18 protein-coding genes are annotated in these 17402 nt (G+C 60.3%); 12 read left to right on the forward strand and 6 right to left on the reverse strand.

Going from position 1 to position 17402, the window contains the following annotated elements:
* The first annotated feature begins 221 nt into the window (after positions 1-221).
* The 7 genes from aioX to NT26_RS20575 all read left to right on the forward strand — a co-directional run bounded on the left by aioX (position 222) and on the right by NT26_RS20575 (position 8972).
* Positions 222-1136: a periplasmic arsenite-binding protein AioX gene (gene aioX, locus NT26_RS20545; RefSeq protein WP_052642463.1), complete on the forward strand. Its 915-nt coding sequence runs from the start codon at positions 222-224 to the stop codon at positions 1134-1136.
* Entirely contained in the window at positions 1133-2602 is a 1470-nt protein-coding gene (locus NT26_RS20550) for a sensor histidine kinase (RefSeq protein ID WP_052642465.1), read from the forward strand. The genes aioX and NT26_RS20550 overlap by 4 nt, the downstream gene beginning before the upstream one ends.
* Complete coding sequence (aioR, locus tag NT26_RS20555) at positions 2592-3914, forward strand: arsenic response regulator transcription factor AioR (RefSeq protein ID WP_052642467.1); 1323 nt, start codon at positions 2592-2594, stop codon at positions 3912-3914. The genes NT26_RS20550 and aioR overlap by 11 nt, the downstream gene beginning before the upstream one ends.
* Before the next feature lie 136 nt (positions 3915-4050).
* Positions 4051-4578, forward strand: a complete 528-nt coding sequence (locus tag NT26_RS20560) for an arsenate reductase (azurin) small subunit (RefSeq protein WP_172974148.1) — start codon at positions 4051-4053, stop codon at positions 4576-4578.
* A 12-nt stretch (positions 4579-4590) separates the two neighbouring features.
* Positions 4591-7128: an arsenate reductase (azurin) large subunit gene (locus tag NT26_RS20565; protein ID WP_052642472.1), complete on the forward strand. Its 2538-nt coding sequence runs from the start codon at positions 4591-4593 to the stop codon at positions 7126-7128.
* An 88-nt stretch (positions 7129-7216) separates the two neighbouring features.
* Positions 7217-7600 carry a c-type cytochrome gene (locus NT26_RS20570; protein ID WP_052642474.1) on the forward strand — a complete coding sequence of 128 codons (384 nt, stop codon included), beginning with the start codon at positions 7217-7219 and terminating at the stop codon, positions 7598-7600.
* Between the two features lie 76 nt (positions 7601-7676).
* On the forward strand, positions 7677-8972 hold the full coding sequence (locus NT26_RS20575) for a molybdopterin molybdotransferase MoeA (protein ID WP_082077836.1): 1296 nt from the start codon (positions 7677-7679) through the stop codon (positions 8970-8972).
* Positions 8973-8995: 23 nt separating this feature from the next.
* Here the strand turns inward: NT26_RS20575 and phnE (NT26_RS20580) are convergent, their stop codons facing one another.
* The 5 genes from phnE (NT26_RS20580) to NT26_RS20600 form a co-directional block, all read right to left on the reverse strand.
* Entirely contained in the window at positions 8996-9814 is an 819-nt protein-coding gene (phnE, locus tag NT26_RS20580; protein ID WP_052642475.1) for a phosphonate ABC transporter, permease protein PhnE, read from the reverse strand.
* Positions 9814-10626: a phosphonate ABC transporter, permease protein PhnE gene (gene phnE, locus NT26_RS20585; RefSeq protein ID WP_052642477.1), complete on the reverse strand. Its 813-nt coding sequence runs from the start codon at positions 10624-10626 to the stop codon at positions 9814-9816. Before phnE (NT26_RS20585) ends, phnE (NT26_RS20580) begins: the two co-directional genes overlap by 1 nt.
* A complete protein-coding gene (phnC, locus tag NT26_RS20590) occupies positions 10623-11462 on the reverse strand; it encodes a phosphonate ABC transporter ATP-binding protein (RefSeq protein WP_052642479.1) in 840 nt (279 codons plus the stop codon). Before phnC ends, phnE (NT26_RS20585) begins: the two co-directional genes overlap by 4 nt.
* 73 nt (positions 11463-11535) lie before the next feature.
* Positions 11536-12489 carry a phosphate/phosphite/phosphonate ABC transporter substrate-binding protein gene (gene phnD, locus NT26_RS20595; protein ID WP_052642481.1) on the reverse strand — a complete coding sequence of 318 codons (954 nt, stop codon included), beginning with the start codon at positions 12487-12489 and terminating at the stop codon, positions 11536-11538.
* A gap of 581 nt (positions 12490-13070) precedes the next feature.
* Positions 13071-13559, reverse strand: coding sequence for a helix-turn-helix domain-containing protein (locus NT26_RS20600; RefSeq protein ID WP_052642483.1), 489 nt, complete (start codon positions 13557-13559; stop codon positions 13071-13073).
* A 731-nt stretch (positions 13560-14290) separates the two neighbouring features.
* Here NT26_RS20600 and NT26_RS20605 point away from each other — a divergent pair.
* From NT26_RS20605 to NT26_RS20625, 5 genes are read left to right on the forward strand one after another with little or no spacing between them, the layout of a single operon-like run.
* Positions 14291-14746, forward strand: coding sequence for a DUF3846 domain-containing protein (locus tag NT26_RS20605; RefSeq protein ID WP_052642485.1), 456 nt, complete (start codon positions 14291-14293; stop codon positions 14744-14746).
* Positions 14743-15741, forward strand: a complete 999-nt coding sequence (locus NT26_RS20610; RefSeq protein ID WP_244467748.1) for a hypothetical protein — start codon at positions 14743-14745, stop codon at positions 15739-15741. Before NT26_RS20605 ends, NT26_RS20610 begins: the two co-directional genes overlap by 4 nt.
* Positions 15742-15768: 27 nt before the next feature.
* Positions 15769-16179 (forward strand): hypothetical protein, encoded by a 411-nt coding sequence (locus tag NT26_RS20615; protein ID WP_052642487.1) that lies wholly within the window; start codon positions 15769-15771, stop codon positions 16177-16179.
* A 46-nt stretch (positions 16180-16225) separates the two neighbouring features.
* A complete protein-coding gene (locus NT26_RS20620; RefSeq protein WP_037094735.1) occupies positions 16226-16462 on the forward strand; it encodes a hypothetical protein in 237 nt (78 codons plus the stop codon).
* 46 nt (positions 16463-16508) lie between these two features.
* On the forward strand, positions 16509-16814 hold the full coding sequence (locus NT26_RS20625) for a hypothetical protein (RefSeq protein ID WP_037094732.1): 306 nt from the start codon (positions 16509-16511) through the stop codon (positions 16812-16814).
* Positions 16815-16996: 182 nt separating this feature from the next.
* Here NT26_RS20625 and NT26_RS20630 read toward each other — a convergent pair whose 3' ends face one another.
* Positions 16997-17380 carry a hypothetical protein gene (locus tag NT26_RS20630; protein ID WP_057353018.1) on the reverse strand — a complete coding sequence of 128 codons (384 nt, stop codon included), beginning with the start codon at positions 17378-17380 and terminating at the stop codon, positions 16997-16999.
* Positions 17381-17402: the final 22 nt, after the last annotated feature.

The following is a 17402-nucleotide window of genomic DNA, read 5'->3' on the forward strand; positions in this document are numbered from 1 at the left end:
ACATTCCTCGATGGAAATTGACTTTATTTGCGCTGATCCTGTTGATTGGTTTCGCCCAGATCGTCTTCATCCTGTTCATGCAATCGCGTTGACGCGGCCACATCGTTTGCCTCAGCTATAGAGGACGTAAATTCAGGCGCTGTTGGACATTGAGCAACTCCAGTTTACAGTCTGAGTGACGGCTCTGGAACTGGGCCTTTCGGGGAGGCGATCGGTGTTGGATGGAGACAACAAAATGCGGTCAGGGTGCCTTTGGGCATAGACTGTCGCGGAGAGCGGTGATCGGCGGAACTCTGGCGACTGTCGGGCTTACCGCATTGAAGGTAAGCGGTGAGACCCTTTCCGAACCGATGCGGCCGGGCGTCATCCGCTTTGGCCTGACACCCGTTTTTCTGTCTAATGACCTCGAAGTGCTGGATGAATTGCAGGCCTATCTCACGCAAGCCGTGGGTCAGGAGGTTCAGCTCATAACCCAGCGCACCTATCAGGAGGTCACGGCACTCTTGGTATCGGGCAATCTCGAGGCCGCCTGGATCTGCGGCTATCCCTTCATGAAGTTCCGCGACGAGCTGGACCTGGTTGCCACGCCACTCTGGCGTGGCAAGCCCGTTTACCAGTCCTACCTCATCGTCGGCCGGGATCGCGACATCGCGGGCTTCGAAGACTGCCAAGGGGACATTCACGCCTTTTCCGATCCCGATTCCAATTCCGGCTATCTCGTCACCAAGACCTATCTTGCCGAGCGCGGCGTCTCGGAAGAAGGCTTCTTCCGCAAATCGTTCTTCACCTATGGGCACCGCAATGTGATCCGGGCGGTGGCCTCGGGCCTTGCCGATTCCGGCAGCGTCGACGGCTATGTCTGGGAGGTCATGAAAACGACTGAACCGGAACTGGTCGCCAAGACCCGGGTGCTCGTCAAATCCGGCTGGCACGGCTTCCCACCGGTGGCAGCCGCCGCAGGACAGAGGAAGAGCCAGGCGGTCGCCCGGATCAGGAGTGCCCTCCTGGACATGAACCAGGAAGTTCTCGGACGCTCGGTGCTCACCCGATTGCAGCTCGACGGCTTCGTCGAAACCACGGCCGAAAGTTACGACAGCATCGCTGCCAACATGGAACGCGTGCGGAGGCTGGGATGAGCCTTCTCGAGCGCATCAGGATCATTCCCCTGACGGTCAGGGTTCCGGCTATGGTGGCCCTGCTAATGATGGTCGTCAGCCTGATCATCTCGGAACGCGTTCTCGATCGCCTCAATGACATGCAGGAGCAGCATCTGAACGGGGTCGCTGGCACGTATTTCGACGGCCTGTCGACGGTGCTCATCCCAGCCGTGCTTCGGCAGGACGTTTGGGAAACCTATGATCTGCTCGACCGTACCCGCACGATGTTCCAGGCCCTGTCCCCGATCGAGACGGTGGTGACCGGACGAGACGGCCTGGTGCTGGCTTCCAGCGATCCGCGCAAGATTCCCGTACTTTCGCGACTGCCGGACGCGTTTTCAGAGCGAGGGACGTCAGGCGACATTCGTGTGGACTGGCAATCCGACACAGGCTTCGGGACCCGGCCGCTCATCTATCAGGGAAAAACGATCGGGACCGTGCATGCCTCCTTCGACATTTCCCATCTGGTCGCCGAACGATATCAGGTCCTCAAGACCCTGCTCGCGACGAATGCCTTGCTGGCGCTCGTCTTTGCGGCGACCGGCTATGTCCTGACCAGACGCATGGTGAAGCCTGTCACTACCCTTGCGCAGCACATGCGGGCGAGCGCCGCTGGGACGCCCCATACAATCCCCCTCGCCGAGTTTCCGCGCCGCAACGGCGAGCTCGGGGACCTGTTCCACGGCTTCAATGCCTTGGTCGAAGCAGAACGGGAGAGAAGCGCCCTTACGAGGCGACTGGCAGAAGAGGAAAAGCTCGCAAGCCTCGGTCGGCTCGCCTCCAGCATGGCGCACGAGATCAACAATCCGCTCGGCGGCCTGTTCAACTCGATCGATACCTTGAAGCAGCACGGCGCAAACGAGGCTGTACGCGGCACCAGCCTGTCACTTCTCGAACGTGGATTGGCGGGCATTCGCGATGTGGTGCAAGCCGCTCTCGCAACCTATCGACCAGATCGCTCCGGCCGCGCGCTGGTTCTAAGAGACCTCGAAGACGTTCGCCTGTTGGCCGGCCCGCAGATTGCCGGACGCAGGCAGACATTGACGTGGATGAGCAACCCGGCTGATCTTACAATTCCGACGCTCTCCGGCTCGGCAGTGCGTCAGGCGCTCCTAAACCTGGTTCTGAACGCGAGCGCTGCCGCAGGTGATAATGGCGCCATCTCGGTAGAGACCCGCCTCCAGGATGATGGGTCGGCTTTAATATTGTCCGTTACCGATACCGGTCCGGGCCTGCCGAAGGCAGCGACCGGTGTGCTCACCTCTCCCGAACCATGGCCGGCGGCACAACTAGCCGGAGGGCTTGGCCTCTGGATGGTCCGTAAGATGGTCGACGAAGCCGGCGGACATATCTCCTTGGGCCGCCGCGAGGCGGAAGGACTGACGATCATCGAACTTCATCTGCCAATCTCGCTCTCTGGGGGGGAAACAAGCCATGCCGCATGAAACGGGTCGCATAGCCATCCTCGAAGATGATCCGATCATGGGGGAATCACTTCATCAGCGGCTCTCCCTCGAAGGGCATACGGTCAAGTGGTGGACGAAGGGCGAACAGGCGGTGCGAGAACTCACCGACGGGACAGATGCTTTCGATCTGGTCGTCTGCGACATTCGACTTCCCGACATGAATGGCGAAGAGGTGTTCCGCAAGGCGAGCCGCGACACGGCGACGCCCTTTCTCTTCATGTCCGGATATGGAGACATAGACCAGGCGGTGCGTCTGATGCGGAACGGCGCCGTCGATTTCATCACCAAGCCATTCGACATGACGGCCTTCCTGGAGCGCGTCTCGTTAAGCCTCCGGAGTAAGGAGCAGCCCGAGGGCACCCTCGGCATTTCCCTCGCTATGCGCAATGTCGAACAGGTGTTGCGGCGTTATGCGTCCCATCCGCTGCCGGTGCTCATTCAAGGAGAGACCGGCACCGGCAAGGAGGTTAGTGCCCGTTTTTTGCATCAGATATCTGCCAGAAAGGCATCGCCTTTCATTGCGGTGAATTGCGCGGCGATTCCGGGCGATCTGCTGGAAAGTGAGCTCTTCGGACATGAGAAGGGCGCCTTCACCGGCGCTCACCAGCTACATCGTGGTTATGCCGAGCGCGCCGGCGAAGGGATCTTGTTTCTAGACGAGATTGGCGACATGCAGCCCACCCTGCAGGTCAAGCTGCTTCGCCTCATCGAGGACGGCTATTTTCATCGGGTCGGCAGCGAGGGGCAGGTCCCGTTCAGAGCCCGGATCGTCTGTGCGACGCATCAGGATATCGGGTCCGATGGAAGCAGCTTCCGCAAGGACCTCTTCTTCAGGCTTTCGACCCTGCCTGTCAGAATTGCACCGCTACGCGAACGCCCGGAAGACATTCTCTGGCTCGCGCACCGCTTTCTAGAAGCAATTATGGAGATTAGGGACACGCGCGTTCGCGGTATCGGCGCGCTCGCCGAAGACGCCATGCTGGAACACAGTTGGCCCGGAAATGCCCGCGAACTCAGAAACCGGCTGGAACGAGCGGCCGCGCTTTCAGAAAGCATGCTCCTGATGCCAGCGGACATTTTTCCCGAGATCGTTACCGCATACAACGCACCACGAATGGAAACGCTTGCCGATGCACGGGAGGCTGCTGAACGCCGTCAGATCCTGCGTGCACTTAGCGCAACCAACGGGCAGATTTTGCAGGCGGCGCGACGGCTCGGTATCTCCCGCACCACGCTCTGGGAGAAGATGACGCGGTTTGGGATCGAAGCCAGCGGATGTTCGGGGAACTGAACGCGTCTATAAGGGTAACGTTCGAGAATGCGAACGGTGACCAGAGCCGCCCGGAAAAAAGGCCAGAAAATTCAACGCCCGCTCCCTGGCACAACGATTGCAGATCCTCCTTTGACATCTAATAGAGGAGGATCGTATGTCACGTTGTCGAAACATGGTCGATATTGGCCGACGCCAGTTCCTGCGTGGAGGCGCGCTCGCGGCTGCGGGTGCGACTGCCGCCGTCTCCGGCGTCGGCGCACCACAGGCTAGAGCCGCTACCGCGGCGGCAGGGGTCGAATATCCTGCCAATCGTCTGGCAAACATCTCAGAACTTACGCTCAATGAACCGCTCGATGTCGCCTATCCCGACGAGGATGCCGCAGGCGTTCTGCTCAAGCTTGGGACCCGCGTCGAGGGTGGCGTTGGCCCTGACGGCGACATTGTCGGCTTTTCCACGATCTGTCCTCACAAGGGTTTTCCTCTGAGCTACTCCGCCGACAACAAGACGTTCAACTGTCCTGGTCACTTCTCGGTCTTCGACCCTGAAAAGGGCGGCCAGCAGGTTTGGGGTCAGGCCACGCAGAACCTGCCGCAATACGTGCTCCGCGTCGCCGACAATGGCGACATCTTTGCCGAAGGCGTCGACGAGCTGATCTACGGCCGTCTGTCCAACGTTCTATAAGGGAAGAAGATCATGGCCTTCAAACGTCACATCGACCGTCTGCCGATCATTCCCGCGGACGCCAAGAAGCACAATGTCACCTGCCACTTCTGCATCGTCGGTTGCGGCTATCACGCCTATACCTGGCCGATCAACAAACAAGGCGGTACGGATCCACAGAACAACATCTTCGGCGTCGACCTGTCTGAACAGCAGCAGGCGGAAAGCGACGCCTGGTATTCACCGTCCATGTACAACGTGGTCAAGCAGGATGGCCGCGACGTTCATGTCGTCATCAAGCCAGACCACGAATGTGTCGTGAACTCCGGTCTCGGTTCGGTGCGTGGCGCCCGCATGGCAGAGACGAGCTTCTCAGAGGCCCGCAACACCCAGCAGCAGCGCCTCACCGATCCGCTTGTCTGGCGATACGGGCAGATGCAACCGACGAGCTGGGACGACGCGCTCGATCTCGTCGCTCGCGTGACCGCGAAGATCGTCAAAGAGAAGGGTGAGGACGCCCTCATCGTATCGGCCTTTGACCATGGCGGTGCAGGCGGCGGCTACGAGAACACCTGGGGCACGGGAAAGCTCTATTTCGAGGCCATGAAGGTCAAGAACATCCGCATCCACAACCGCCCGGCCTACAATTCCGAGGTTCACGGCACCCGCGACATGGGCGTCGGCGAGTTGAATAACTGCTACGAGGATGCCGAACTGGCCGACACGATCGTTGCGGTTGGCACCAACGCGCTGGAGACCCAGACCAACTACTTCCTAAATCACTGGATTCCGAATCTGCGCGGCGAAAGCCTCGGCAAGAAAAAGGAGCTCATGCCGGAGGAGCCCCATGAAGCAGGCAGGATCATTATCGTCGATCCGCGCCGCACCGTGACGGTCAATGCCTGCGAGCAGACGGCCGGCGCCGACAATGTCCTGCATCTTGCTATCAATTCTGGCACGGACCTCGCCCTTTTCAACGCACTCTTCACCTATATCGCCGACAAGGGCTGGGTCGATCGCGACTTCATCGACAAGTCGACACTGCGCGAGGGTACAGCCCGACCGCCGCTCTATCCTGCCCGTGGAGTGTCAGAGGCCAATCCGGGGCATCTCTCGAGTTTCGAGGACGCCGTGGAAGGCTGCCGCATGTCTATCGAGGAGGCTGCGGAAATCACCGGTCTCGACGCCGCCCAGATCATCAAGGCAGCCGAGTGGATCGGCATGCCCAAGGAAGGCGGCAAGCGCCGCCGTGTCATGTTCGGTTACGAGAAGGGTCTGATCTGGGGCAATGACAACTACCGAACCAACGGCGCGCTGGTGAACCTCGCCCTTGCCACCGGCAATATCGGCCGTCCCGGTGGCGGCGTCGTACGCCTTGGCGGACACCAGGAAGGCTATGTGCGCCCCTCCGACGCCCATGTCGGCCGGCCGGCGGCCTATGTCGACCAGTTGCTGATCGGCGGCCAGGGCGGCGTTCACCACATCTGGGGCTGCGACCACTACAAAACGACGCTCAATGCGCATGAGTTTAAGCGCGTCTACAAGAAGCGCACCGACATGGTGAAGGACGCCATGAGCGCTGCCCCCTACGGCGACCGCGAGGCCATGGTCAATGCCATTGTCGACGCAATCAATCAGGGCGGATTGTTTGCCGTCAATGTCGACATCATCCCGACAAAAATCGGCGAAGCCTGTCATGTTATTCTGCCTGCGGCCACGTCAGGCGAGATGAACCTCACGTCAATGAATGGCGAGCGGCGCATGCGGCTGACCGAACGCTATATGGACCCGCCCGGTCAGTCCATGCCGGACTGCCTGATTGCCGCTCGTCTCGCCAACACCATGGAACGCGTGCTGACCGAGATGGGTGACGTCGGCTATGCCGCTCAATTCAAGGGCTTTGACTGGCAGACAGAAGAAGACGCCTTCATGGACGGCTACAACAAGAATGCACATGGCGGAGAGTTCGTCACCTATGAGCGCCTGAGTGCGATGGGCACCAACGGCTTCCAGGAGCCGGCTACCGGCTTTACCGACGGCAAGATCGAGGGCACCCAGCGGCTCTATACCGACGGCGTATTCTCGACCGACGACGGCAAGGCGCGGTTCATGGACGCGCCATGGCGGGGACTTCAGGCACCGGGCAAGCAGCAGCAGAAGGACAGCCACAAGTACTTGATCAACAACGGCCGTGCCAATGTCGTCTGGCAATCGGCGTATCTCGACCAGGAAAACGACTTCGTCATGGATCGTTTCCCCTACCCGTTCATCGAGATGAACCCAGAGGACATGGCGGAAGCAGGCCTTAAGGAGGGCGACCTCGTCGAGATTTACAATGATGCCGGAGCGACGCAGGCCATGGCCTATCCGACGCCGACAGCCCGACGTGGAGAAACCTTCATGCTGTTCGGTTTTCCAACCGGGGTTCAGGGCAATGTGACCAGTGCCGGGACGAACGAGTTGATAATCCCGAACTACAAGCAGACCTGGGGCAATATCCGCAAGATTTCGGATGCGCCCAGGAACGTGGCTCACCTTTCCTTCAAGTCGAAAGAATACCAGTCGGCTTGAGGTCACCAGCGAGTGGCCCCTGCCACTCTTTCCTCCAGACGTGGGCGGCCACCAGCGCCGCCCTCCTTCAAACATATGGATAGTACAAATGCGGAAACTGTTTTCGATCGTCTCACTGTGTCTGATCGCGGCCTCCCCGGCCATGGCCGAGAGCAACGCGGAAAAGGGCGCGGTTGTTTTCAAGAAATGTGCTGCCTGCCATGCCGTCGGCGACGGTGCCGCCAACAAGGTCGGCCCTGAACTGAATGGCCTCATCGGCCGCAAGGTCGCGGGCGTCGAGGGCTTCAACTATTCTCCTGCCTTCAAGGCGAAGGCGGAAGAAGGGTGGGTCTGGGACGAGGTTCATCTGACGGAATATCTCGCCAATCCCAAGGCCTACATAAAGGGAACCAAGATGGCTTTCGCCGGCCTGAAGAAGCCCGAGGATGTGGCCGACGTCATCGCCTACCTCAAGACATTCAGCACCCCGTAAAGCTCTGGTGTCGCGATCTCGCAAACGGGGTTGCGACCTCCACACCTGTGCCTGTAATCGTGGTTGGGAGGCCTCGATGAATTTCATGTCTGCGAACCGGGCCGTCTTGTCCGATCTTGCCGCGCTCGACTGTGGGCCAGCCAACGCTGCTCGCTCCATGCTGTCGGTTAGTGATGCGGTCACACGCGCCATCAGCCTCAGCCGACCCCTGACCGCCAGCGAGGATCTCGATCTTTTTTCTGCAGCCGGTCGCGTTGTCGCCGCCGACATCCGCTCTCCCTGTGCCTTGCCGCGTTTCGATCATTCGGCAATGGACGGATTCGCAGTGCGCTCGTCGGATTTCGCCGGCGTTGGTCCCTGGACCTTTTCGATTGCGGACAGAGTGGCAGCGGGAGATTGCCCGAGCGGCCGCATTTTCGAGAGTGGCGAGGCCGTCGAAATCTTCACCGGCGCAATGATCCCGGTCGGTTTCGACGCAGTAATCATCCGTGAGAAGTGCTCGCGATACGATCGCCAGTTCACGACCGCCTACCGACCCCGCCCCGGCGAGAACATCCGCAAGGCCGGCGAAGATGTCGACCACGACACGCTGATGTTCAAGGCCGGCACGGTTCTGACACCACACCGGATTGCGCTGCTTGCTGCAACTGGCCTGTCTCGGATTTCCGTCGTTCGAAAGATCCGGCTCGGTATCATCACTACCGGTTCGGAACTGAAGGAGCCCGGCGAGCCACTGGCAGCCGGTCAGATCTACAACTCGAACCGCTACCTTCTCACCTCCATGCTGTCGCTTCCCTGGCTCGAGGTCCGCGATCTCGGCTCGACGCCGGACACGATCGAGGCGACGACCGATATCATTCACAGCGCTTCCACGGACTACGATATCGTCGTCACCTCAGGCGGGATGTCCAAGGGTGGCGAGGATCATGTGCGGGAGGCCCTGACACGCTGCGGCGGCTCGCTCGGCGTGCTCGATGTCGCGATGCGGCCGGGAAAACCCATATCCATCGGCACACTGGGCTCGGCGCTCTTCATCGGACTGCCCGGAAACCCTATGGCCGCCGCCGTGACGCTCGACAAGATTGCCCTGCCGGCGATCAGGACTGTGGCCGGAATCGCGTATCAGGATCCCGTCTGGATGCCGGCTGTTTCCGACTTTGCGCTACGTAAGAAAGAGGGACGCCTGGAATTCGTCCCCGTCCGCCTTCGGGGTCGCGACGCTTCCGGCACCCCTGTGCTTGAGATGCTGGGTCGCGGATCGTCGGGCAGCCTGTCGCCCATGGCCCTTGCCGACGGCCTGGCAATCCTGCCCTCGGAGCTCGTGACAGTTGAACCCGGCATGCTCCTGCGGTTCGAACCGTTCGCAATGTGACGCGCCGCCCGTGGCGTCGACGATCAGGTGATCGCCTTGCGGACCTTGGCGGAGACCCATTCCGATACGACCACCGTTCCCAGGATGACGATGAAGATCGTCGTGACCTGCGGCCAGGCGAGCATGTTGAGCGACGATTGCAGCTTGAGGCCGAGGCCCCCTGCTCCGACGAGGCCGAGGATGGCGGATTCTCGGATATTGATGTCCCAGCGAAACACGGTGATGCCGAGGAAGGACGGCAGGACCTGCGGGACGATCGCATAGTCGATCACCTGCAGCCCGCTTGCACCGGTGGCTGAGACGGCCTCTACCTGTTTCTCGTCGATTTCCTCGATAGCCTCGTAAAGCAGCTTGCCGACGAAACCGATCGACCGCAGCGCGATCGCGATGATGCCCGCAAGCAATCCGGGACCGAGGATCGAGACCAACAGCAAGGCCCAGATCAGCGAGTTGATCGATCGCGACGCTACGATCAGAAACAGGGCAACCGGGCGGACGAAGAGCCGGCTCGGCGTCGTGTTGCTCGCGGCCAGGAAGGCAATCGGCACGGCGATAATGGTACCGACCAAGGTGCCGAGGGTTGCCATGTTGAGCGTATCCCAGAGCGGCACGAGCAGTTCCGGCAGGTAGTCGAGACGCGGCGGAAAGGCACGCGCCAGGAGATCGCCGCCCTGCTTGGGCGCGTCATAGACGAAGGCCCAGATCGTGTCCTTGGTCATCACCTGCCAGCAAAAGACGAACAGGGCGACGAGGACGAGCCAGCCGGCCCATTGCAGGATTTCAGTCCGTGTCGTCTGATGCTGCCAGACCTTGCGGCCTTCGGAAGTCGTTGAAATGGGCATTACTGGATCCGTTTGCGTATGAGGCCGGAGCCGTATTCGGCGAGCATCACGATGACGATGATGAGGATCAGCACCGCGCCGGCGCTGTCATATTCATAGCGATCGATCGAGGTGTTGAGCGTGGCGCCGATGCCACCGGCACCGACAATGCCAATGACCGCCGACTCCCGGAAATTGATGTCGAAACGATAGAGCGACAGGCCGATGAGGCGCGGCATGACCTGAGGCTGGACCGCGTAGTTGACGAGTTGCAGCCAGGAGGCGCCGGTGGCGCGCACGGCCTCGGCCTGGGACTCGTCTATCTCCTCGATGTCTTCGGCGAGAAGCTTGGCGATGAAGCCGATCGTCGCAAAGGTGAGCGTCAGGAACCCGGCGAAGGGGCCAAAGCCGAACATCGTCACCAACAGAATGGCGATGATGATTTCCTGAAAGGCGCGCGACACGGCGATGATCGAGCGGCAGACATAATAGACGTGTGCCGGCGCCATGTTTCGGGCGGCGCCGACGCCGATCGGGATCGAGATCAGGATGCCGACAATCGTCGAGCAGAGCGTCATCGTCAGGCTTTCCTGCAGCCCGGACACGATATCACTCCAGCGCGACGTGAAGTCCGGCACCAGGAAGCCCTGAAGGAAACGCCAGCCGCGGTCGAGACCCTCATAGGCGCGGGCCCAGTTCACCTCGACCGTCGAGGCGGCCAGGATCAAATAGACCAGGAACCCACCATAGATGAACCAGCGCAGGTTCCGATCCTTGATGAACAATGGCGGCCGGCGCCACTGCGTCGGATACGTGCGAACCGAGGCTGTCACACGACACCTGCCATGCGCTCGTCCGCGCGCAGTCGCTCCGCATGGGCCGCACGTTCTTCTTCCGCATCGTCGGAGGCCTGCTTGCGCATGGCGTCCCAGTCTTCTTCGCCATAGATGCTGGTCAGGGCTGCGATGTCCAACGCTTCGGGCGGACCGTCAAAGACGACTTCGCCGGCCCGCAGACCGATGATCCGCTCGACGAAGGCCTGGGCCAGGAGAACGTCATGAATGTTGATGATCGCCGGAAGCTCGCGTTCCCGGCAGATCTCGACGATCAGGCGCATGATCTGGCGCGACGTCTTGGGGTCGAGCGATGCGGTCGGCTCGTCGATCAGCAGCAGCTCGGGGTCCTGCTCGAGCGCGCGGGCAATGCCGACACGCTGGCGCTGGCCGCCGGACAGCGCATCCGCACGCTTGTCGGAATGGTCGGTCAGGCCGACGCGGTCGAGAAGGGCAAAGGCATTGGCAACGTATTCCTCCGGATAACGTCGAAAGAAGCTGCGCCAGAAGGGCACATAGCCCAGCCGGCCGGACAGCACATTTTCCATCACCGTCAGCCGTTCGACCAGCGCGTATTCCTGGAAGATCATGCCGATGCGGCGACGGGCGAGCCGAAGGTCATCGCGCGACAGACCGGTGACGTCGAGCGAGTTGAGGAATACTTTGCCCTCACTCGGCTCGATCAGGCGATTAATGCAGCGGATCAGGCTCGACTTGCCGGCGCCCGACGGGCCGATCAGCCCGACGACCTGGCCGGCCGGCACTTCGAGCGTGACGCCTTTCAGGGCCTTGTCCCCGGTCTTGTAGGTCTTCGTCAGCCCCGTGATCCGCAGCATCCACAATTCTCCATCTCAAAAACAGAAAAGGCACCGACCCCCGCAAGGGTCAGTGCCTGAAAGATCCGAATGCTTATTTGCACTCGTAGGAAACGCCGTTGGCTTCGTCGATCTGGCGGATGACCGCCCAGTTGTCCTTGAAGGAGATCGGGATGAAGCTTTCCTGCGGCGGCTCGGAGGTTTCGAATTCCTTGAGCAGTGCCGAACCTTCCCAGTTGAACGAGAAGAAGGCATCCTTGATCTTTTCCTGCAGTTCCGGCGTGAGGTTGTAGGCAACGCCGTAGCCGGTGGTCGGGAAGGTCTGCGACTTGAAGAGCGAGACGATCTGGTCAGCCTTGACGACGTCACGGGCGATCATGCGCTTCATGACGGAGTTGGCGACGGCTGCCGCCGGATAGTCCTTGTTGGCGACACCCAGTATCGAGTTGTCGTGCTTGCCGGAGAAGACCGGTTCAAAATCCTTGCCGGCTTCCAGCTTGTACTCGGACTTCAAGAGGGCCGAAGGCGCCTTGAAGCCAGAGTTCGAGGTCTCGGAGGTGAAGGCGAGCTTCTTGCCCTTGAGGTCTTCGATCTTTTCGACGCCAGAACCCGGATAGGTGATGATTTCCATCTCGTAGCCGAATTCACCTTCCTTCGATGCCATCATGGCGAAGGGACGGAAACCGGCACAGGCGACGGCGATCGGGTTGGAGCCCGTGTTGAAGCCGGAGACATGCAGACGACCGGCGCGCATGGCTTCGATCTGGGCGGCATTTTCCTGGACGGGGAAGAACTGCACCTTCTTGCCGGTCTTTTCGGCGAGATGGCCGAGGAAGCCCTTCCAGACATCAGCATAAACGGCGGGATCTTCGACCGGTGTATAGGCGAAGACCAGCGTGTCGGGATCGACGAGCTGGCTGGCGTCTGTCGGAATGTCGGCAATCAGATCACCATCGGCGTCTGTGTAGCGGGCGTCGAGCTTGAATTCGGCGTGAGCTGGCAGGACGAAAGCCACTGAAATGGCGAGGGTAGCGATCAGCTTCTTCATGGTAATCTCCAGATTGGCGTTGGTCGGTCCAAGTGTCCGGAGCCTTATTCGGCATTTTCACAAAGGTTTTGTGACAGTTTAGCGAGAATTGACCGCCTGCACTCACGAGTGCCGAACAAGGCGCGGACTGTAGGCCGGCCCGGAACTACCGATTACCACTCCATAAAGAGATGTTTGGCGTACACCTCTCCACGGAGATGCCCCTGAAGCGGAAGGAAGCCGTTCACGCAGTCGGAAACAGCCGAAAGAAGGTTGAGGCCGAGCTGGAGGACAAGGGTTGAGCCTGCCATTGATCGTGTAGCTCCTTTTTGACCTTTCGTTGTTGACTGGGTCACGATGTTCTACTTTCGTTTCATTATGAGGCACAGCAGAGGCATGCTGGAAGCTCCGATGTTCTTCATTGTCCTTCTCGGATCTCGGATCTCGGACTGGCGCCGATCGATCCGAGCGATGTCTTCGCCAGAAGGGCCGGGAAAGGAAGCCGCATGAGCGCCGGCTGTCCGCCGATGGCGGCCGGCGCGCGGCGGAAACCAAAGCCAACCCGCTAAGTGTCATGGCGCGGCTTTTGCCGCGCCATTCGTTTACTGCCTTCCGATCGTCCGGGGCTCCATCGCTGTCACCAGGTCGTGCACCGCCTTTAGGGCTGTATTATCGAGCTTGTTTAGATGGTCGACGGTTCCCTCCATCAGCTTGGTTCTCGCGTCTTTGCGTGAGTCGCCTATAGGGCGAGAGGGCCGCTTGTTGACGAATGGTTTGAAGAACTCTTCCGGAGTGATGTCCAGGACCTCGAAAATGTGGATCAGCCGTCCGACGGTCATCAAGGAAGAGGCGTTTTCGTAACGGGAATACGTCGCCTCCTTCACCCCCAGCAGTGTAGCGACTTTGGCTTGTGCAATCTGTCGGTCGGTTCGCAAGCCACGCAGCCTCTGAGCAACAAGCAGATCCAGTTCCTTGAGATCGATGATCTTTCCGTCGAGCCGCTTGCGATAAACGGGATAATCTTTGTTTGGGTCGTCAACGCGTTCAAGTCCGAGATAGCTTACCCACTGCTCGAGTCCGAAACCTGCCATTGCCACCAACCACACTGAAAAATAATCGTTATTCCTCTGGAACAAATAAAGATGGTACCTCGAAAGTCTACCCTGAATAGCTACTTTAGCGCATCGCTTTGCGACCCCGCTCTATGCCTTCGGCACGGAGCCAGCAGGCGCTGTCTCCGCCCATTCGGGTGACGATCGGTTGCGCTGCGGCTTCGCCTTCAATCACATGCATCTTGGGCAAAAATCGGTACCGACATTTACAGCCTCGCGCGATCGACCCATATTGCCGGCTGATCAGGTCAGGTCAGGTCATGGCAGATCTCTAGCCCTTATCTGTCGCGTGCCTACGGAGGCCGCCCCGCCTGATCGGGGCGGCCTTTCCCCATCTGAAAGCTCCTTACAGTTATCAGCACCAGTCATGGTGAGTCCGGTCATCCGTCACGATGAAGCAGTGACGCCGGAGGCGTCCTTTCTGTCTCTTTGATGAGGGAAAGAGGAGCGCCGCCCCCTCTCCCTCACAAGGGGAAAAAACGGTCTCCCCGTCCTTCCTTCGCGCAGCCTTCAGGCAGCGCTTTCGTGCAGGATCGCCGCTGACGCGCCGCCCCATCGCCTTTGCCTCGGGCGGGCGAACCCCCTCCGTTATTATCCCCTTGCCACCCTCTCCCCCGCTGCTCCGCGCGAACTCGGGAACAGGAGCGGGGCTCCTGCCCACGAGGGGCACGAGAAGACCGCTTCGCGGAATTGGAGAAAGGGTGAGAACTATGACCACAACCGCAACCGTTTACCTGCTGGACCCGGAAGCCGGGACCATTCAAGCCGCTGAGGTCGCAGCACCTAGCGCGTTCTCTCAGACCTACGGGCTGATTGGATGCCAGCTTGTCGAGGTGGTGCCATTCGACACGAACCACGTTCTTATCGTCGATGAGGAGGGTTTGCGCGACGGCTTGACCGCTTTCACTGTCTTTGACGGCTACCCGCAGCCATTGGCTGGAAAGATCGTTCTTGCCAGCCTGGACGGCTCGCATGTCCTACCGCCGCAGATCAGCATTGAGGAAGCAGCGGCCCGCCTGAACGTCTGCAAGCCGGTTCTTGATCCGGTCTTTGCCAAGGCAGACGAGCATTCCCCCAATGGGGTCGTTCTGGGCGGCGCTTTGATCGGGTTCCAGACCCGCGTCACCCGCACTCACCCAACCGTCATGGCGGGGGTAGTCCGATGATCATCGCTGTTGTCGAGGACCGCACCCTGTCCATTCTCGCCGGAACCTTTGCCGCGACCATCGCGGCGAAGGACATCGAACATAGCTTCCATGCCCTTACTCATTTTCCGGAGCGGCGCACCCTTTCCGAACTGGAAGGGCTGGCAGAGCGCCTGAACGGCTTTGCCGCCTACATGGTGGAGCTGTGGGAGCAAGCAAAACTGCCCCTGCCGGACGCTGAATTAGAGGCCTTTGCCCGCCGTCATGTCGAGATCACCGCCAAGTATTGGGCAGCGGAAGGCCGTTGCATGAACTGGTTTATCACCGGACGTGCCCGCTTTCCCGTCGCCCGCAATGAAAAGCGGATGCGAGTATCAGACGCCCGCCGTGCTGACGTCTCGGCCCATATCGCGACTGCGAAAAAGGCAGTGAAGCGCAAGGCGTTTCCCCACGGGGCCGATGACGAGCCGATCCGCTCCGGCGATCCGGCCGCCATGCAGCGCATCGCCTCGCGGATCGAAGACCTGGCACTGTCCATCGACCGGATGAAACGGGCGAATGTCATCATTCGTCGGATGGAGAAGGATCAGGCGAGCGAAGCCGACATTCTGGCCCGTGTGGTGGCAGAAACCGGCATGGACGAAGAGAGGGCATCGCGTGGCGTTACCCTTGCCCCGTGGCAGAACCGACGCGGCTTTTCCACCACCAACACCCGCGCCGAACTGCGCCGTATGCAAACCCGCCTCACTTCGCTTGCTGCGATGAAGAAGCGCGGCGACCGCGCCGAGGACGTCGAGACGGAGGCAGGAGCCGTCACGGTCAAGGAAAACACCGACATGGCCCGCATTCAGTTGCTGTTTCCCGGCAAGCCGGACGAACAGACGCGGCGCACCCTGAAATCTAACGGGTTCCGCTGGTCCCCATCGCAAGGAGCGTGGCAGCGCAACTTGAACGAGGCCGGACGCTATGCGGCAAGTCGTGTCTTGAAATCTATCAGCGGCGACAGCGCAGCTTGATCAGCCCCGGAAACAGAGGATCCCCACATGAATGAGCAAATTTTTACAGTCATGGAGTTTTCCGGCCGAGGCGACGCCATGTTCGGCGGCAGTGCCGCCGACTGGAGCCTATACACCCAAGAAGACGGCTCAAACGCTTTCATGAGTGCTGCCGACGCGCAGCGCCGCCAGCTGGTGAAAGCCTATTTCCCGACCAAGAAGGAGGCAAGTGAGGCCGGAGAGGCAGCCAGTCAGCGCAAGGGCCTGATTTCGGCCTTGCCTGTTCGGCGTGTTGACGAGATCCCCTATGCGCAATTGCGCTGGATTGTCGGAAACATGCACGTTGGAACCAGCGATGACGACTTGAAAGCCGACATCAAGGGACGCTCGAAGTCGGGCATGACAGAGAATCCCGACCTTCTGGCGCAGGCGTGCGCCTATGCACTGGCAAGCCACTGAGCCAATCAGGGCTTGGTTGCCCATTTCCGGCTGTAGGAGGCGAAGCATGAAAAGCAACGGCCAGCGCCGAAGCGTTGAGGTCTTCGACACGCCCTCCGGTTTAGGAGGGAGCCACACGGTTGAGGTTGTCGAGGACCTTGGAAACAGTAAGGTCAGCGTGCGCGTCTGGTATGGACGCGCCACTGCGACAGGTTGGGAAGCGTGGAAGGATTGGGACGGCTACCGCTTTGAGACCGACCGCGCCAGCCTGACCAACAAGCGGTCAATGCCGCTGTTCAAATAGGACCTGGGCCGCATTTCGGTGCGGCCCGATATTAGGAGGGGCACCATTGAGCCGCTACACCGTGACCGTGAAAACCGACGAAGAGACCGACGAGAACGCCGTAATCGGCTATGATCCGCCGTTGCGCACCTTCTTTCTGCAGGCGTTTCCCGATGAGGAAACCGACGAATATGCCCTATGGTTCGGGACGCATCTTGAGCAGCACCCAAGCCTTGAATCGATCATCGAGAGCGCGCGCCGTTTTGGCTATGAGATCGAAGGGCTGTCACAGAAGGCCATCGTCGCCATGACAAAGGAAGCGGGAACGCCGACGCCGCCAAGCCTTGGCGAGCGGCTAGGATTGGTACGCTGACAATTGTTGGATGCTTTGTTGCGGGGCTGGTTCGGAAGAACTGGCCCCGTAGCCATTTTGGCAGTTGCGAACCTGGCCGCATCGAGCGGGCTGCGGTCCGCCCGAAGGGAGCCCATGCCCCTCCCCTCGGCTCCCCTCCCGCCCGGCGTGCCGCCGCCGTTGGCGGCGCTTGATCGTCTCGCTCAGGTGGTTGATCGAACCGGGCGATCCGCCAGCAATGAACTCATTTCCTTGGCGGAAAGCGTGCCTTTGGTCGCGATCAGATAGGCCGCGAGATAGGTCAGCTTCAGGTTGGCTTCTCCCTCTCCCTTTGGCTTGTAATTGATGATTGCCAGGCGCCGTGCCGTCGCCTTTTTCCCCCCTTGAACAGCTGCCGAGTGCTGATCGATCAACTCACGAAGCGAGGGACCTTCTCCAGTCGCACTACCTGCGGTTTCCGTTCCAAGGTGCTTGGACGACAGCTCGTCCGAGGTGAAGCTTGTGCGCAGAGTGGCTGTTGCCCGATGCGACGAACGCGAACTGGATAACGACAGTAGCATGGTGGATGCCTCACCGATCAGTTGCATTGGAGGGGCTTTAAGACCATTG

The sequence above is a fragment of the Pseudorhizobium banfieldiae genome (assembly GCF_000967425.1).
GTDB classification, from domain to species: domain Bacteria; phylum Pseudomonadota; class Alphaproteobacteria; order Rhizobiales; family Rhizobiaceae; genus Neorhizobium; species Neorhizobium banfieldiae.

Excerpts from the sequence above, each read along its gene's own strand:
- aioX (WP_052642463.1), top strand. The coding sequence starts at position 222 with ATGGAGACAACAAAATGCGGTCAGGGTGCCTTTGGGCATAGACTGTCG.
- NT26_RS20550 (WP_052642465.1), top strand. The coding sequence starts at position 1,133 with ATGAGCCTTCTCGAGCGCATCAGGATCATTCCCCTGACGGTCAGGGTT.
- aioR (WP_052642467.1), top strand. The coding sequence starts at position 2,592 with ATGCCGCATGAAACGGGTCGCATAGCCATCCTCGAAGATGATCCGATC.
- NT26_RS20560 (WP_172974148.1), top strand. The coding sequence starts at position 4,051 with ATGTCACGTTGTCGAAACATGGTCGATATTGGCCGACGCCAGTTCCTG.
- NT26_RS20565 (WP_052642472.1), top strand. The coding sequence starts at position 4,591 with ATGGCCTTCAAACGTCACATCGACCGTCTGCCGATCATTCCCGCGGAC.
- NT26_RS20570 (WP_052642474.1), top strand. The coding sequence starts at position 7,217 with ATGCGGAAACTGTTTTCGATCGTCTCACTGTGTCTGATCGCGGCCTCC.
- NT26_RS20575 (WP_082077836.1), top strand. The coding sequence starts at position 7,677 with ATGAATTTCATGTCTGCGAACCGGGCCGTCTTGTCCGATCTTGCCGCG.
- phnE (WP_052642475.1), bottom strand. The coding sequence starts at position 9,814 with ATGCCCATTTCAACGACTTCCGAAGGCCGCAAGGTCTGGCAGCATCAG.
- phnC (WP_052642479.1), bottom strand. The coding sequence starts at position 11,462 with ATGCTGCGGATCACGGGGCTGACGAAGACCTACAAGACCGGGGACAAG.
- phnD (WP_052642481.1), bottom strand. The coding sequence starts at position 12,489 with ATGAAGAAGCTGATCGCTACCCTCGCCATTTCAGTGGCTTTCGTCCTG.
- NT26_RS20600 (WP_052642483.1), bottom strand. The coding sequence starts at position 13,559 with ATGGCAGGTTTCGGACTCGAGCAGTGGGTAAGCTATCTCGGACTTGAA.
- NT26_RS20605 (WP_052642485.1), top strand. The coding sequence starts at position 14,291 with ATGACCACAACCGCAACCGTTTACCTGCTGGACCCGGAAGCCGGGACC.
- NT26_RS20610 (WP_244467748.1), top strand. The coding sequence starts at position 14,743 with ATGATCATCGCTGTTGTCGAGGACCGCACCCTGTCCATTCTCGCCGGA.
- NT26_RS20615 (WP_052642487.1), top strand. The coding sequence starts at position 15,769 with ATGAATGAGCAAATTTTTACAGTCATGGAGTTTTCCGGCCGAGGCGAC.
- NT26_RS20620 (WP_037094735.1), top strand. The coding sequence starts at position 16,226 with ATGAAAAGCAACGGCCAGCGCCGAAGCGTTGAGGTCTTCGACACGCCC.
- NT26_RS20630 (WP_057353018.1), bottom strand. The coding sequence starts at position 17,380 with ATGCAACTGATCGGTGAGGCATCCACCATGCTACTGTCGTTATCCAGT.